Here is a 15,121-nt window from a genome sequence, read left to right as displayed (position 1 = left end):
GTTACCCCGCCGTGAAGGAGCATGAATGCATTTTTATCGCCGCTGGCAGCCGGTGGCCGCCATCTCGTTCGACCTTGACGACACCCTCTACGACAACGGCCCTGCCATTGAACGGGCCGAGCAGTGGATGCTGGCCCATCTGCGCAGCGAATACCTGGCGACCGCCATGCTGGACAAGCCGCGCTGGCTGGAACTCAAGCGCGCCATGCTGCTTGCCCATCCCGAGTTGCGCCAGGATGTCAGCCTGGCGCGTCAGCGCACCATTCATGAGGCCATGGTGCTGGGGGGCATGACGGCCGCCACCGCCAGCCGGGAGGCCGAACAGGTATTCGCCGCCTTTCTCGCCGAGCGATCCAGGATAACGGTGAGCGCCGCGACCCATGACTTGCTGGCGCGATTGGCCGGGCGCTATCCGCTGGCGGTCATCACCAACGGCAATCTGGACCTGGTGCAGGCCGGGCTGGCGGATTACTTCACCCTGGTCTGCAAGGCTGGCCTTGGCAGGATGATGAAGCCGGCGCCGGACATGTTTGTAGAGGCGCAGAGGGCCCTCAAGCTGGCACCCGGCCAGATCCTGCATGTGGGGGATCACCCGCAGACGGATGTGCTGGGCGCCCGCCTGCACGGTTTTCGGGCCGCCTGGCTCAACGATCGCCAGCAGCCCTGGCAGGGGTTGCAACTGTTGCCGGATGTGGAGCTCAATGCACTCGGCGAGCTGGACGACTTGCTGCTCTAACGGCGATTGCTGGCCGCCCTTCACTGCGTTATTTGCGGCAGATCAGCCCGCGCAGATCGTAAGAGTCGCCCTGATTGACCCGGCAGTAGCTGATGCCGGGGGGCAGCGCCTGCTGCAGGGCGAGGGCGGTATCCTGATAGTGGCAGACCAGATAGAGGGGGCGCAGGCGGCTGCCGAGCAGGCTCCAGTAGTGGATCTCGTCGCTGTCGCCATTGTCCGGTTTGAGCTGAACCCGTTCACCCGGCTCACCATCAAACAGCGCCAGGTTTGCCAGCCGGTGGCTCAGGTTTTGACTCGGTTTTCCTTCCGGATCCCGGCTCAGACCCTGCCAGCCCTCTGGGGTAGTCAACAGTTGCTGGCGGGTCTCGATACTGGGTGGGCAGTCAAATTGCAGGGTGGCGCTCAGGGCCAGTGCGGTCAACAGCATGAAGTCGGTCTCTGGTAGAAAGCCTGAGTCGCCATGCTACGTCATCGGCCGCCAAACAGCGCCTTCAGTTTGTCCAGCAGATCTCGCGGCGGTGCGATCTGTTTCATGGCTTCCGCCTCCCGCGCCAGCAGTGACTGTTGCTCCAGCTGACGGGCGCTCAACACCTTGTAGAGCGGCTCGAGCAGGGATCCGCGCTGGGCCACCAGCTCCTGGAACATGGCCTGATTGATGCGATAGGTTTCGACGGTCCCCAAGGCCCGCACGGTGAACGGGCTGGGCTCGCCGGTGAGCAGGCTCAGCTCGCCGAAGAAGTCGCCGGCATTGAGGGTACCGAGCGGCAGCTCGCGCCCTTCCACCTCCACCAGCATCTGGGCATCCCCCTTCACCAACACGAACAGCCAACCCGAGACCTCTCCCTGACTCAGCATGCGATCGCCGTTGACGAAGGGAGCGAACTTGACCTGATCTGCCAACCGCAGCAGCTCCTCCTCCTGTAGCATTGCGAACAGCGGCAGGCGGCGCAGTGTGTCGGTGCGTTCGGCGGTATGGCGCTTGTGGCGCTGATCCTTGTGATCCTGATCCGTGGTCATGAAGACATTGAAGATGGGAGGGGTGAGACGCCTGTCGTTGCGGCGCAGGGCGGCATCGATCAGGGTGCGTACCGCCGAGTCGGTGGGATCGTCCACCGCGAGATCGGTGAGCCAGTAGCGCACCGCATAGCGGGCGATGCCATTTTCCACGTTCATCAGCAGGCAGTCAGGCTGGGGGCTGGCGGAGACATGGCGGATGCGGGTCTCCCGCAGGGAGTGTTCCACCAGCGCTATGATCTGGGTCGGCAGGGTGTCCAGGGTGATATCGAACCAGACCCAGCGCCGCCACTGCAGGGGGGCGTTCTGTCGCCGTCCCAGCACGGTGAAACGCTGCTTGAGCAGGTGGCTGTTGGGGATCACCACGGTTTCCCAGTTGCGGGTCTCTATGGTGGTAGCGCGCCAGTTGATCTCCACCACCCGGCCCTGGATGGTGTCGACCTGCAGCCAGTCGCCGATGGCGATGGAGTTGTCGAGCTGGATGGAGACCCCGGCCAGCAGATTGCCCAGAGTGTCCTGCATGGAGAAGGCGATGACGGCGGTGATGACGGCGGAGGTGGTGACTATCTCGCCGAGTGCCATGCCGGAGGCGTAGAGCCGGAACAGGCACCAGCCGATATAGCCGACCGTGATGACGATGTCGGCAATGATGCGCGGGATGCGGATCTGGCACAGGGGCAGCAGAAACTGGAACAACAGTATCCCCCAGACCTTCACCAGCACCAGACCGGCTAGCAGGCTGGAGATCTCCACCAGCCAATGATGGGGAAGGGGCAGGCGAAACCAGCCGCCCTCGAACTGGATCAGCAGGATCAGCACCAGACTTATCATCACGAAGCCCAGCTCGGAGAGCAGCTCCCGCCGCCGGCCAGGGGAGCGCCAGAAATGGGTTGCGAGTAAAAACAGGGTCAGCAGGGTCCAGAACGGGTGCTCACCAATCCACAGCAGGGTAGGTAGCGCAATGAGGTGATCGCTAAACATAACAGCCCCTTATCATTGGTTATTTCCAGCATAGTTGCTTTCGAACCGGTAAATGGGTGCGGGGTGAGGGCAATTTATTTATGCTGGGCGCCAGTCTGACAAGGGAGTGGTGGGAGTGCGCAAGTTAAACAAGATGGTCTGGATCGCAGGGGCCTGGTTGCTGGTGGGTTGTGATCAGCTGGCCGACAAGTATCGGGTCGAGTTTCGCGATGGCTCCTGGCGCGAGATTGCCATCACCCCCTTCTCCGACGAGGCCCGCTGGCGTGAGGGCTGTGCCACCGGCGAGGTGCTGACCGACATGACGCTGCCGCTCAAGCGGGGCAAGACGGTCAATGGTCGCGAGCAACTGCTCATCGGGGGCGAGTTGTTCGAGCTCGATGATGACGCCCTCTATCGCAGCAACGGCATGGTGTTTGGCCACACGCCGGATCACATCCAGCGCGGGCTCAAGGGGTTGGATGTGTGCCGTACCCTGCGCCCCGAGCGGGGTGGTTTGCCCAAGCTCAAGGCGCGAGGGTTTGGCGACTAGCCGGTCGGGTCAGGCGCCGGCCAGGCGGGCCCGGCAGGCGTCGCCGAAGGCCTCGAAAATCTTGATGGAGTGGGGATTCTCGTTCGCCTTCCACTCCGGGTGCCACTGCACCGCCAGCAGGAAGGAGGCGAGGGCGGGGGCGTGGAGCGCCTCGATCAACCCATCCTCGGCATGGGCCAGCGGTTCCAGCCTTTTGGCCAGCGTCTTGATCCCCTGTCCATGCAGCGAATTGACCGGGATGGACGGTTGCCCCATCAGCTCGGCAAACCAGCTGCCGGGCACCAGCTCGACCTGATGACTCTCCCCGTACTGCTCGTCGACCGGATCGTCTGAATCTTCCCTGTGATCGTCATACCCCGGCTCGTTGTAGACCTTCTGATGAATGTCACCGCCAAGGGCCACGTTGATCTCCTGCATGCCGCGGCAGATCCCGAGGATCGGCAGGTCGCGATCGAGGGCGGCGCGCACCAGCGGGATGTCGAACAGATCCCTGTCCCTGTCCTGCTGCTTCTCCGGGGTCAGGTTCTCCTGGCCGTAGAGGGCGGGATCTATGTTGGATCCGGCGCCGCTCAGATAGACGCCGTCCGCCAGATCCAGATACTGCGCCAGATCCTCGGTGCCACAGCAGGTCGGCACCAGCAGTGGCACGCAGCCGCTGATCTCCACCAGCGGCATTATGTATTTGTGGGTCATCACCTGATAGGCGTGACCATTGCGGGGTTGGGCACCCATGGTCATGAGTACGACGGGTTTACGCGGGGTGTGGGGGTTGCGAGTTGTCATGATTCACCTTGCTATCCTTTGCAATCCTGCGCCTTGGGAAGGCCCTTGCTGCCGCTGAAAGGACAAGGGCATGCCTCAAGGCATGGTCATGGGATCAGGGTCGTGCCGCAGTACCAGAATCGTCGGTCAGCCTGGGCAACGACAGCCTGGATCCTGATCCCAGTCTGCCAAGGCCGTTCAATATGTCAAACGAAATGATGCTGAAATGTTAACTGTTTTAAGCGGAGAGCTGTCTTTAGTCCCTTCTTAAGGGGCCTGCGGGGGATGTTGGCGAGATGAGGGATATGGTCTGTGGTGGATATATTAAACATCTGACCGGGGTAACCGGATAGCAGAAGGGGCCCGCAGGCCCCTTTGTCGACTCAGGCGTTCAGCACGAAACGCTCGATGACCAGGGTGACCCCGTCTTCATCGTTGCGCGCCGTGGTGTGCTGGGCCAGCGCCTTGATCTCGTCGGTGGCGTTGCCCATGGCCACGCCAAGCCCGGCGTATTCGATCATGTGATGATCGTTGCCCGCATCCCCCACCGCGATCACCTGGGAGGCGTCCAGCCCCAGATGTTCGGCCAGGGCGGCGACGCCGGTCCCCTTGTTGCTGTTCTTGTGCATGAACTCGAGGAAGTAGGGGGCGCTGCGCACCACTGTGTAGCGTTCATGAAGATCGGCGGGCAGGCGTTCGATGGCGCGGGAGAGCTGGGGCGGCTCGTCGATCATCATCACCTTCAGGATCTGCTCGTCGGCGGGCAGGGTGGCGAAATCGATCAGATTGATGGGCATGCCGATGAGGCGGGATTCGTGCTCGGTATAGGTGCTGACCCTGGGGCTGATGAGGCCCCGGGTGACAGAGAAGCCGTGTACGTTCACCTCCAGCTCGGTTGCCAGCCTGGCGATGGCGCTGGCGTCGCTGCCAGTCAGCAGCTGGCTGCGGATGATGCGCTGATCGGCCACCTGTTGCACCAGGGCGCCGTTGTAGCAGATGACGTAGTCATCCTGACCGGTGAGGCCGAGCTCGGCCAGGTAGTGGCTCATCCCTTCCAGCGGGCGGCCTGACGCCAGCACCACAGTCACTCCCCGGGCGCGGGCGGCCTGGATGGCGGCGTGGGTGCGGGGTGAAATCTGGCCCTGGGAGTTCAACAGGGTGCCATCCATATCCAATGCGATCAGCTTGTACATCTCTCACTACCTGAAGTCTGGCTGGCCCGCCCTATGGGGCCAATGGGAGGCCGAGTGTAGCGAAATTCGCCGCCAGGATCACGGGTTGGCGGCGAGAGGCGGCGCCGGCAGGGGGAATATTGCCGGTGGGAAGCAAGCCTCAGGGCTCGCTGGCTGTCACTTGTGGGGCTCGTAGGGGGTCAGCTGCAACTGATCTTCGCGGATGGCGAAGTGGATGGGGCCGTGCTCTATGTCGACCCGGTAGTGGTGATGGGCCATCTCCACCTCGACTCCGGGGAAGACGCGTTGGGTGGCGATGATGTCCATCTCCGCCATCAGTTTCTGCAGCTCTTCCTGCGCCGCCTCCAGCTGTTCATCCAGCAGCTTGCTCTCGTCGATATGCTGGGTGCGGATCAATTTGATCTTCTGCACTGTCTGGGGATTGCGCCTGTCCGCTGGCAGCTGCAACAGCTTGAGCAGCAGATCCTGCAGCTTGTCCAGCTGGTCACGACACTCCTGCTTGCGCTGGCGCAGGGCCTGCTCCTGCTCCTTGTGGGTAAAGTAGCCACCGAGGATCTGCAACCGGGTCTGGTTGTAGGCCGAGGCCCCCAGGATGGGGGCCATGATGAGGCGATTGGCGATGCTGATGCCCCCCAGCAGATGACCCTTGCGCATGCCGCTGTCGCCCACCTTGATGTCTTGCCCGCTGCGGCTGTAACAGTGGCTGAGCTGGCTCTGGATCTGGATGTCGCCACCGGCCTCCAGCTTGGCGTACTGGGCATAGCTGGCGTGGATCTCGCCCTGGGCATTGAGGTGGCAAAGGTACTCGTCACTCTGCTCGCTCTTGCGGCCTATGATGCCGTTGCGCACCGTGATAGTGCCGCTCGATTCTATGTAGCCCCCCTCGACGAAGCCACCGATCACTACGTCGCCACTGGTCTTTATCTTCATGCCGGGGGTGACATCTCCCGCCACTATCAGGGCTCCCTCGAAGATGACGTGGCCGTGGCGGATGTCGACCTGCTTGACGCTCAGCACGTCGTCCACCTTCATGCCGTTTTTCTCCTGGCGCGGCAGGCCGGGGCGACTGGCCAGCAGCAGATCGGGATCGTCCGGCGAGACGAAGGTGCCTTCACCGGCGACCATGGGGCTGTCCTTGCCGTGTTTGGCTGGCAGCTCCTGACCGGTGACGGTGAAGCCGGGTACACCTTGAGTGGCAGGATGGCGGCGCATCAGCTGGGCACCGGCCTTGACGGTGAGCATGGTGCCGAGGTCGCGCATGTCGACCCGGCCATGATCCAGTTCCTGGGGTTTGAGGATGCGCTCGGCCGGGGTCTCCACCAGTCGCTCGAAGCGGGTGTCCTGGCCGTTGACGGCGGCCTTGCCATGCGCCACCGGCAGCCTGAGCTGGGCGCCCGGCGTCGCTTCCTTGGCGGCCAGCACGGCGGCGGCGATGAGTTGCGCCTGCACGCCCTGACTGATCTCGCTGGACTGGATCGCCTGCTCCAACCGCTCGCTGGTGAGGTATTTGCCGCCCCAATCGGCGGTGATCTGGGCGGTGGCACTCATCCGGTCCTTCTCCACCACCAACAGGATGCTGGCATCGTGGCGCTGGGCAACGGGGACCGGATTGCCGGGCAGGGGGGCGGCCGGGTTGCTCAACAGGGTGTTGAGCAAACTGATGGCCTGCTTGATCCCCTCTGTCAGCGGCTGATAACGGCGACAGTTGGAAGCCAGCAGCAGCGTCTGGATATCGCTCTCCGAGATGGGTTTGGTCAGCCCCGGCACGATGCGCAGGCAGGCGTATTCCATATCGGCTGACAACAGTAACCACTCTTTGCTTAACACCCGGCTCCCTTCCTTCGTCCGCATCCATATCGGAATAGCTGCTTGTTTTCAGTTAATCGGCATTTTGTTAAAAATGCGAATCATCAACACAGTGCTGGTCTGCAGTATCCAGACATTTCTCCTTTTTGGTCAATGAGCTAAGCACAAATGGGTGAACTGGAACGAGGAAATGAAAAGTAACAGGGAGTATGCTGACGGCACCATGAGCCGGCTTGCTCAGGGGAAAGGTCCCTGTCCGCCGGGCGTATGTGTTGCACTGGGGGCGAACAGGCCCACCGCGAGAGGAGTGTCGACGTTGCGTCATTTGCTGCTGCCCCTGGCCCTGACGGGCCTGCTCACCGCCTGTCAGCCACAGGTGTCCACCATTGCACTCGGCACTCTGGAGCGGGATCGGGTGCTGTTGACCGCTACCGCCAGCGAGATCATTCGCACCCTGCCAGTGGCGCAGGGTAGCCGGGTGGAGGAGGGAACCCTGTTGGCCCGGCTCGACGACAGGCGTCAGCAGGCGGTGCTGGCCCGCGCTCGGGCTCAAGAGGCGCAAGCGCGCGCGGCCCTCGCCCGGCTGACCAATGGCGAGCGACCGGAGGATATCGCCGCCGCCCGTGCCAACCTCGACAAGGCGCAGGCCAATGTCAGGGAGAGCGAACGCAACTTCGTGCGCATCGATCGACTGGTGCGCCAGAAGCTGGTGAGCCCGGCCGATCTCGACAAGGCCCGCGCCCTGCGTGACGGCGCCCTGGCCGAACAGGACGGGGCGCGCCAACAGCTCGACAAGCTGACCCGGGGCGTGCGCAGCGAAGAGATAGACGAAGCCGATGCGACTCTGCAAGCCGCCAGGGCCGAGGTGGCGCTGGCCGAGCGGGAGCTGGCGGATCTCTCCATCATAGCGACTCGCAGCGGTCGGCTCGACAGCCTGCCCTATCACCTCGGAGAGCGGGTATCGGTCGGTGCCGTATTGGCGGCCATTCAGGCGGATCAGGCCCCCTACGCCCGGGTCTATGTGCCCGAACCCTCCCTCGCCAGCTACCGCCTCGGCCAGCCGGTGCAGGTGCGAGTGGACGGGGTGGCCGAGCCGCTCATGGGGCGGTTGCGCTGGATATCGAAAGAGCCCGCCTTTACCCCCTACTATGCCCTCAATGAACAGGACCGAGCCCGGCTGGTCTATCTGGCCGAGATAGATCTGCCGAACGGGGCGCAGGATCTGCCGAGCGGCCTGCCGTTGCAGGCGGAGCCCGGCGATGAGAGGGCAGGCAATGAGTGAACTGGCGATCCGGGCGCAGGGGGTGAGTCGCCGCTTCGGCGATTTTCTGGCGGTGGACGGGCTGGATCTCTGCGTGCCAAGGGGGCAGATCCACGGCTTTCTCGGCCCCAACGGCTGCGGCAAATCCACCACTCTGCGCATGCTGACCGGCCTGCTGACTCCCTCGGCGGGAGAGGTGGAGGTGCTGGGGCTCAGCATTCCCCGCCAGGCCGAAACCCTGCGCCGGCGGATCGGCTACATGACCCAGAAGTTCTCCCTCTACGACGAATTGACGACCTGGGAAAACCTGGAATTCATGGGCCGCATTCACGGCATGGGGGGGGCCGCACTCGGCGCCCGGCTGCACGAACTGCTGGCCACCTATGAGCTGACCGCATTGTCCCGGCAGCGGGCCGGCGCCATGAGCGGCGGCCAGAAGCAGCGGCTGGCGCTGGCGGCGGCCGTGATCCACTGCCCGGATCTGCTGCTGCTCGACGAGCCGACTTCGGCGGTTGATCCGCAAAACCGGCGCGATTTCTGGGAGAAGCTGTTCGATCTCAGTGAAGGGGGCACCACCATTCTGGTCACCACCCACTACATGGACGAGGCGGAGCGCTGTCATGCGCTGGCCATCATGGAGGCGGGGCGGGTGCGGGCCCAGGGCTCGCCCCAGGCGCTGATGGATGCCATGAGCACCCGGGTGGTCGAGGTGCAGGCCAGCGACTTGCGGCTGCTCAAGCAGCAGCTGGTGCAGCTGGCGCCGGTGCGCTCCGCCGCCCAGCTCGGTCAGCGCTTGCGGGTGTTGGTGGACAAGGAGCTGGCCGAGCCTGTGACCTGGTTGCAGCAGGCCTGCCCGGCGCTGGCCGGTGCCGCCATGGCGCTGGTCAGACCCAGCCTGGAGGATGTGTTCGTCAGCTGCACCGGACAGGAGCCAAGGGCATGAACAGTCTGCGACGGCTCTGGGCCATTACCCAGAAAGAACTCAGGCAGCTGGCGCGGGACAGGCTGACGTTCGGCATGGTGGTCATGATCCCGCTGATCCAGCTGCTGCTGTTTGGCTACGCCATCAACACGGATGTGCGGCACATACCGGTGGGGCTGGTGGAGATGAGCCAGAGCGTGCCGGGACGGCTGCTGGTGGAGGCGGTGAAGGCGAGCCAGGTGGTGCGCATCGAACAGCAGTACGTGGGTGTGCAGCAGGCCGAAGCGGCGCTGACCCGGGGCGAGGTGCGCGCCGTGCTGGTGCTGCCTCCCGACTTGAGCCGCCGGCTCAGTGCCGGCGAGACGGCGGGTCAGTGGCTGGTGGATGGTTCGGACACCATGATAGCCGGGGCCCTGCTCGGCCTTCGCAACATGCCGCTGTCGGATCTGAAACCTGGGCTTGAATCCGCGCCGCCCACCTTCGAGACGGTGCTCTACTTCAACCCGGCCCGCCGCTCGGCGGTCAACATAGTGCCCGGCCTGCTCGGGGTGATCCTCACCATGACCATGATCATGTTCACCTCGGCGGCCATAGTGCGCGAACGGGAGCGCGGCAATCTGGAGCTGCTTATCACCACCCCGGTCAGCTCGATGGAGCTGATGCTGGGCAAGATTTTGCCCTATATCGGGGTGGGGTTGATCCAGGTGGCCATCATACTCGGTTTGGGGCACCTCATCTTCGATGTGCCCATCAACGGCGCCCTGAGCCAGGTGCTGCTGGCGACCCTGCTGTTCATCGCCGCCAGTCTGACCCTGGGGCTGCTCATCTCCACCCTGGCACAGACCCAGCTGCAGGCGATGCAGATGACGGTGTTCATCCTGCTGCCATCCATCCTGTTATCGGGTTTCATGTTTCCCTACGAGGGGATGCCGGTGCCAGCCCAGTGGATTGCCGAGGTGTTGCCGGCTACCCACTTCATGCGGCTGATCCGGGGCATAGTGCTGCGGGGTGGTGAGCTGTCTGAGTTGCTGCCGGACGTGCTCTGGCTAATGGGATTCACGCTGCTGATGCTGACCCTGGCCGCCCACAGGTTCAAGAAGAGTCTGGATTGAGGCGTTTGCCGGTGTCCGATTTTGCGGGTACCGGCGTTTGATGCCTAGCTGCCGCGCTGCGCCGTTCTGGTCAGGGTGAGGTAGTTGCCGAGCACAGGCAAGCCTTGCAGGTGGCGGCGCAGCATGTCGAGGGCGGCGAAGGCGAGGATCTTGCGCCGGCTATCGGGATCCGGGTGGCTGGCCTTCAGCGTCTGGCCGATCTGTTGCCCGTCGGCGCAGAGCAGCAGTGGCACGCCGTCCGGTCCTTCCCAGCCTATGGTCAGGCTCAGCCCCTCACTCCTTGCCTCCAACTGCGCCAGCTGGCTGGCAACGTCGCCGCGAAAACCGGCCTCAAGTTGGGGATACTCGTGGCAGAGGGCGAGCAGAGCACCCCGGCTCTCCCCCTCCAGCAGCGTCAGCGGCCTATCCCCCAGCAGGGTCAGGATCTGCCGGGCAGGCTCTTCATCTCCCCGTCCCACCAGCCAGGGCTGGATCGCCGCGAGCAGCCGCGCCTCGGCAGCGTCCATGTCGGCGGCGCTGGCGCCGTGGCCTATGAGTTTCAGCTCGATCAGCGGCATGGAGGAGCGGTAGCCCAGTTCGATGCCGGCGGGCCAAGGTGCGGCATCCAGCATGTCGGAGAGGGCCGATTCCGAGATGCCGAAGCTGTAGCAGCGGCGCAGTTCGGTATCGATCTGTGCGCCAGCCAGTGCTTTGAGGTGTGGCATGATTTGTTCGCGCACCATCTGCTTGAACTCGAACGGTACGCCCGGGGTGAAGAAGAGCCGGCTCTTGCCATGGTTGGCCGGATGGGTGACCACAAAGCCGCAGGCGGTGCCGACCGGGTTGTCGAGGATCTCGCACCCCTGTGGCAGCCAGGCCTGCTTGGCGTTGCTGGCGGGCATGGACCTGCCGCGGCTGGCGTAGCGCGCTTCGATGGTAGCGAGCCAGTCTGGGAACAGGGTGAGCGGCTGGTCGAAGGCTTCAGCCGCCGCCTGGGCGGTGAGATCGTCGGCGGTGGGGCCGAGCCCGCCGCATACCAGTACCACCTCGGCGCGCTCGCTGCTCTCTGCGAGCACTGCCTTCAAGTCCTTGAGGTTGTCCCCCACGGTGATGCGGCGGCGTACCTGCCAGCCCTGCTCCAGCAGCAGGGCGCTGAGCCAGGCGGCATTGGTGTCCACTACCAGACCCGTCACTATCTCGTCTCCGGTGCTGATGATCTCGATACGCATGGGGGCTCCTCGGGGCTGACGGCTGGGCTAGGGTGGGCCACCTGTGTGGCCGGGTCAATCAGGGCTTGGTGTGTTCGAAGTAGTAGCTGATCCGGGTACGCGGATTGAGGTACTCGAACACGGCCGGCGGCAGTCGTTTGGGGTGGATCACCTTGGCGATCGACAGCTCGGCCTGCTGCAGATCTATGATGGCCGCCTCCTGGCGCGGGATGCGGGGATCGTACACCAGCACGGAGGGGTAGAGCAGGCGGGAGGCATTCACCGACATCACCAGCCCTACCTGACCGTTGGAGAGCTGCACCACGCTGCCCGGCGGGTATATGCCCATCAGCCGGATCAGCATGCTGAGGTATTCCGGGTTGAACTGGGCCTTGCGCTGCTTGTAGAGGCCGCTCAGGGCCGAGTAGGGCACCTTGGCCTGCAAGTGGCAGAGGTTGTCGTACTCGTTGATCAGCGACACCATCTGGGTGAGTGGATCGAGCTGCCCCTTCTTGAGCCCCTCGGGCCCGCTGCCATCCAGGTATTCGTGGTGATGCAGCACGATTCCTTTGGCCCCGGCCGGAAAATCCTTGGCCAGATTGAGCAGATCCAGCCCATAGCGCGGGTGCTGGGCCATCAGGTTCTGCTCCGGCTTGGTCAGCGGCTCGGTCTTGCGCAGGATCTGGCTCGGGATCTTCAGCTTGCCGATGTCGTGGAACAGGGCCCCCATGCCGACCTGGCGGATCTCGTCGGCCGACATGTTGCACTCCTTGGCCAGCAGCATGCTGAGCACGCTGACGTTGAGGGAGTGGAAGTAAAGGTTGTTGCCATCCTCGCTGTCGGAGACCAGATGCAGCACCATCTCGTCCACCGACAGCAGCTGCTCCGTCATGGCGTTGATCAGCTCCTGCGCCTCGCCGATGGCGTTGAGGGGGCGGGACTGGATCTTGCTCATCACGTTGCGCACCTGCGCCAGCGACTGCTGGAACTGCTTCTCGCACTGCTGCAGATCGCGGCGATACTGCTGCAACTGCTCGATGCGGCGCTCTTTCTCCTGCTGCATCTCGGTCTGGCGCTGGGAGGCATCCTGCGTTTCGGTTGGCTGCGACTGGATCTGGCTCAGCGGCTTGGGCGGCGCATCGCTTTTGTCGGGGATGATGGTGACGAGCTTGAGACCGAGCCGGCGGATCAGCTCGATCTCCTCTTCATTTTTGAGCTTGAAGCTGGAAAACAGGAAGGGGTGTTCGCGCCAACCCAGTGGCAGAGAAACATAATTGCCGACTTGCAGCCGGTCTACTGAAATCTTGATACCTGTCATTGTCTTGGATGCGAGAGACACACTGAGCCGTATGCTAGTCAAAGGTGGGGGTGAATACAAAAGGTATCTGATGACAGGGTGGGCGCTTTATTATAGGCTTCTGGATGTCCAGACATATTTACCGATGCAGTACAGGGAGTAAGCATGCCGATCAAGATCCCGGATCAGTTACCCGCCGCCGAAGTGCTGGGGCAGGAGAACATCTTCGTGATGACGGAATCCAGGGCCGTCACCCAGAACATACGCCCGTTGCGGGTGTTGATCCTCAACCTGATGCCCAAGAAGATTGAAACCGAGATCCAGCTGATGCGGATGCTCTCCAACTCGCCGTTGCAGGTGGACGTGGATCTGCTGCGCATCGACGATCGGGAGTCGAAGAACACGCCCCAGGCGCACCTGGAGAACTTCTATCACGACTTCGAACAGGTGCGGGGCAACAACTACGACGGCATGATCATCACGGGAGCGCCGCTCGGGCTGGTGGAGTTCGAGGAGGTGGTCTACTGGCCGCGCATCGTCGAGATCATCGAGTGGTCCCATCAGCACGTGACCTCCACCCTGTTCCTCTGCTGGGCGGTGCAGGCGGCGCTGAAAGCCCTGTATGGCATGGAGAAGCAGACCCATGGCGAGAAGCTCTCCGGCGTCTATCGCCACCACAGGCTTGATGAGCACGAGCCGCTGCTGCGCGGCTTTGATGACGAATTCGTGGCGCCCCACTCCCGCTATGCGGCGTTCGACGGGGATCTCATCCGCGCTCACACCGACCTGCAGATCTTTGCCGAATCGGAAGAGGCCGGCGTCTATCTGGCGGCGACCAAGGATTGTCGCCAGGTGTTCGTCACCGGTCACCCTGAATACGATGTGCTGACCCTGGATGGGGAGTACCGGCGGGATCTGGCCGCCGGGCTTGAGCCGGTCATCCCGGTCAACTACTACCCGAACAACGATCCCGGCCGGCCGCCACGCGCCAGCTGGCGCAGTCACGGCCACCTGTTGTTCTCCAACTGGCTCAATTACTACGTCTATCAGCTCACCAGTTATCGGGTGGAAGACATAGGCAAGGTGTTTACCTACCAGCAGCCCAAGTAAGGAGCCGAGTGGCTGGGCTCAGCCGGCCTGTTCCCGTCGGGCGGTCAGGGCATCGAGCCACTGGCGATGCACCGCCAGGGTGAAGGCTTTGGGCCTGTGGGCCCGGATGGCGGCCATGGCCTCCTGCTGTGGCTGGCCGAGGGAGACAAGCAGTGCGGCTGCGATCAGGCCTGTGCGGCCGCTGCCCCCCTTGCAGTGGATGACCAGGTGTTTGCCCTCGCGCAGCAGTCCGGTCAGTTGCGGCAGTGCCTGTGACCAGGCCTGCTCGAAGGTGGCATCGGGGGCCTGATCGTCTTCGATGGGCAGGTGGAACCAGCGCATGCCGCTCGCCTCGACCCGTGGGCCAAGCTGGCTCAGTGCCAGCCGGGTCAGTTCAGCCTCAGTCATCAGGGTCAGCACGCCATGGGCACCCGCCAGCCTGAGCTGATCCAGTGCCAGTGACAGCGCCACCTGCTGGGTGCCGGGGCAGGGGGTCAGCAGCAGCTGGCCATCGACGCGGGGTACTTCCTGGCTCCAGAAGGGGTGAGACGGGTGCATAAAGGTCCTTATGAGGCCAGCAAGGGCGAGGCGAACCGGGCATGACCCGGTTTCTGAGTGCGCCAAAGCATAGGGGGCGCGGCCCCGATGTCAATCTGCGTTGTGTTCGGCCCGGTTTACGGGCAGAGTCTAAAAAATTGATCGGTTCAAGGAGTTAAGATGAGAAACCTGGATCAACTGGATTTGGATATCCTGGCCCATCTGTTTCGCGATGCGGGCATGACCAACAAGGATCTGGCTGCGTTGGTCGGTGTGGCGCCGTCCACCTGCCTGGAGCGGGTGCGCAAGTTGCAACAGGACGGGGTGCTCAAGGGCGCGCACTGCGAGGTGGATCACCAGGCGCTCGGTGGCCATATTCAGGCCATGGTATCGCTGCAACTGGCGCGTCACAGCCGCCAGATCATCGATGCCTTCCGCGACGCTATACTGGCGCTGCCTGAGGTGATCAGCCTGTTTCACATGGGTGGCAAGGATGATTTCCTGGTGCATCTGTGCGTCGCCGACACCGAACACCTGCGCAATTTCGTGTTTGATCACTTCACCTCCCGCGAAGAGGTAGTGCACCTCGAGACCTCGCTGGTGTTCGAGCACAGGTTCAGCCGCTCGCTGCCCTGTTTCCTCCACACCTGATCCCCTGTTGCGCCCAACATAAAACCCGCCAATCGGCGGGTTTT

The 15,121-nt window shown here is 63.3% G+C and carries 15 protein-coding genes; 7 read left to right on the top strand and 8 right to left on the bottom strand.

From position 1 onward, the window contains the following. Positions 1–25: 25 nt before the first annotated feature. The gene (locus ACW5XD_RS05575) at positions 26–736 is read left to right on the top strand and encodes an HAD-IA family hydrolase (protein WP_456494007.1); all 711 of its coding nucleotides are present in this window, start codon (positions 26–28) and stop codon (positions 734–736) included. Between the two features lie 28 nt (positions 737–764). On the opposite strand, the gene ACW5XD_RS05570 is transcribed toward ACW5XD_RS05575, so the two are convergent. Further along, complete coding sequence (locus ACW5XD_RS05570; RefSeq protein ID WP_456494006.1) at positions 765–1,163, bottom strand: STY0301 family protein; 399 nt, start codon at positions 1,161–1,163, stop codon at positions 765–767. A gap of 41 nt (positions 1,164–1,204) precedes the next feature. Then, entirely contained in the window at positions 1,205–2,731 is a 1,527-nt protein-coding gene (locus tag ACW5XD_RS05565; protein ID WP_456494005.1) for a mechanosensitive ion channel domain-containing protein, read from the bottom strand. 115 nt (positions 2,732–2,846) lie between these two features. Here ACW5XD_RS05565 and ACW5XD_RS05560 point away from each other — a divergent pair, with 115 nt between their 5' ends. After that, positions 2,847–3,260, top strand: a complete 414-nt coding sequence (locus ACW5XD_RS05560) for a hypothetical protein (protein WP_456494004.1) — start codon at positions 2,847–2,849, stop codon at positions 3,258–3,260. Positions 3,261–3,269: 9 nt separating this feature from the next. On the opposite strand, the gene ACW5XD_RS05555 is transcribed toward ACW5XD_RS05560, so the two are convergent. The 3 genes from ACW5XD_RS05555 to ACW5XD_RS05545 form a co-directional block, all read right to left on the bottom strand. Then, complete coding sequence (locus ACW5XD_RS05555) at positions 3,270–4,043, bottom strand: gamma-glutamyl-gamma-aminobutyrate hydrolase family protein (RefSeq protein WP_456494003.1); 774 nt, start codon at positions 4,041–4,043, stop codon at positions 3,270–3,272. 362 nt (positions 4,044–4,405) lie between these two features. Beyond that, complete coding sequence (gene yidA, locus ACW5XD_RS05550) at positions 4,406–5,215, bottom strand: sugar-phosphatase (RefSeq protein ID WP_456494002.1); 810 nt, start codon at positions 5,213–5,215, stop codon at positions 4,406–4,408. Between the two features lie 156 nt (positions 5,216–5,371). After that, positions 5,372–7,042, bottom strand: a complete 1,671-nt coding sequence (locus ACW5XD_RS05545; protein ID WP_456494001.1) for a DUF342 domain-containing protein — start codon at positions 7,040–7,042, stop codon at positions 5,372–5,374. A gap of 286 nt (positions 7,043–7,328) precedes the next feature. On the opposite strand from ACW5XD_RS05545, the gene ACW5XD_RS05540 reads away from it, so the two are divergent. From ACW5XD_RS05540 to ACW5XD_RS05530, 3 genes are read left to right on the top strand one after another with little or no spacing between them, the layout of a single operon-like run. After that, positions 7,329–8,303 (top strand): HlyD family secretion protein, encoded by a 975-nt coding sequence (locus ACW5XD_RS05540; protein WP_456494000.1) that lies wholly within the window; start codon positions 7,329–7,331, stop codon positions 8,301–8,303. After that, on the top strand, positions 8,296–9,225 hold the full coding sequence (locus ACW5XD_RS05535; RefSeq protein WP_456493999.1) for an ABC transporter ATP-binding protein: 930 nt from the start codon (positions 8,296–8,298) through the stop codon (positions 9,223–9,225). The genes ACW5XD_RS05540 and ACW5XD_RS05535 overlap by 8 nt, the downstream gene beginning before the upstream one ends. Then, entirely contained in the window at positions 9,222–10,316 is a 1,095-nt protein-coding gene (locus ACW5XD_RS05530; RefSeq protein WP_456493998.1) for an ABC transporter permease, read from the top strand. Before ACW5XD_RS05535 ends, ACW5XD_RS05530 begins: the two co-directional genes overlap by 4 nt. Before the next feature lie 44 nt (positions 10,317–10,360). On the opposite strand, the gene ACW5XD_RS05525 is transcribed toward ACW5XD_RS05530, so the two are convergent. Continuing rightward, positions 10,361–11,524: a competence/damage-inducible protein A gene (locus ACW5XD_RS05525; RefSeq protein WP_456493997.1), complete on the bottom strand. Its 1,164-nt coding sequence runs from the start codon at positions 11,522–11,524 to the stop codon at positions 10,361–10,363. Positions 11,525–11,582: 58 nt separating this feature from the next. Beyond that, complete coding sequence (locus tag ACW5XD_RS05520; protein ID WP_456493996.1) at positions 11,583–12,821, bottom strand: HD-GYP domain-containing protein; 1,239 nt, start codon at positions 12,819–12,821, stop codon at positions 11,583–11,585. Positions 12,822–12,965: 144 nt separating this feature from the next. On the opposite strand from ACW5XD_RS05520, the gene metA reads away from it, so the two are divergent. Beyond that, positions 12,966–13,910 (top strand): homoserine O-succinyltransferase MetA, encoded by a 945-nt coding sequence (gene metA, locus ACW5XD_RS05515; RefSeq protein WP_456493995.1) that lies wholly within the window; start codon positions 12,966–12,968, stop codon positions 13,908–13,910. An 18-nt stretch (positions 13,911–13,928) separates the two neighbouring features. Here metA and ACW5XD_RS05510 read toward each other — a convergent pair whose 3' ends face one another. Further along, positions 13,929–14,447, bottom strand: coding sequence for a cyclin-dependent kinase inhibitor 3 family protein (locus ACW5XD_RS05510; RefSeq protein WP_456493994.1), 519 nt, complete (start codon positions 14,445–14,447; stop codon positions 13,929–13,931). Between the two features lie 159 nt (positions 14,448–14,606). Here ACW5XD_RS05510 and ACW5XD_RS05505 point away from each other — a divergent pair, with 159 nt between their 5' ends. Then, entirely contained in the window at positions 14,607–15,077 is a 471-nt protein-coding gene (locus ACW5XD_RS05505; RefSeq protein ID WP_456493993.1) for an Lrp/AsnC family transcriptional regulator, read from the top strand. The last annotated feature ends 44 nt before the right edge of the window (positions 15,078–15,121 follow it).

Source organism: Aeromonas enterica, assembly GCF_054052465.1.
This window is presented reverse-complemented; position numbering and strand designations above follow the sequence as displayed.

Bases quoted from the DNA above. Each gene is read 5' to 3' on its own strand.
- ACW5XD_RS05530 (WP_456493998.1), top strand. From the start codon at position 9,222: ATGAACAGTCTGCGACGGCTCTGGGCCATTACCCAGAAAGAACTCAGG.
- ACW5XD_RS05535 (WP_456493999.1), top strand. From the start codon at position 8,296: ATGAGTGAACTGGCGATCCGGGCGCAGGGGGTGAGTCGCCGCTTCGGC.
- ACW5XD_RS05505 (WP_456493993.1), top strand. From the start codon at position 14,607: ATGAGAAACCTGGATCAACTGGATTTGGATATCCTGGCCCATCTGTTT.
- ACW5XD_RS05510 (WP_456493994.1), bottom strand. From the start codon at position 14,447: ATGCACCCGTCTCACCCCTTCTGGAGCCAGGAAGTACCCCGCGTCGAT.
- metA (WP_456493995.1), top strand. From the start codon at position 12,966: ATGCCGATCAAGATCCCGGATCAGTTACCCGCCGCCGAAGTGCTGGGG.
- ACW5XD_RS05525 (WP_456493997.1), bottom strand. From the start codon at position 11,524: ATGCGTATCGAGATCATCAGCACCGGAGACGAGATAGTGACGGGTCTG.
- yidA (WP_456494002.1), bottom strand. From the start codon at position 5,215: ATGTACAAGCTGATCGCATTGGATATGGATGGCACCCTGTTGAACTCC.
- ACW5XD_RS05575 (WP_456494007.1), top strand. From the start codon at position 26: ATGCATTTTTATCGCCGCTGGCAGCCGGTGGCCGCCATCTCGTTCGAC.
- ACW5XD_RS05570 (WP_456494006.1), bottom strand. From the start codon at position 1,163: ATGCTGTTGACCGCACTGGCCCTGAGCGCCACCCTGCAATTTGACTGC.
- ACW5XD_RS05565 (WP_456494005.1), bottom strand. From the start codon at position 2,731: ATGTTTAGCGATCACCTCATTGCGCTACCTACCCTGCTGTGGATTGGT.
- ACW5XD_RS05555 (WP_456494003.1), bottom strand. From the start codon at position 4,043: ATGACAACTCGCAACCCCCACACCCCGCGTAAACCCGTCGTACTCATG.
- ACW5XD_RS05520 (WP_456493996.1), bottom strand. From the start codon at position 12,821: ATGACAGGTATCAAGATTTCAGTAGACCGGCTGCAAGTCGGCAATTAT.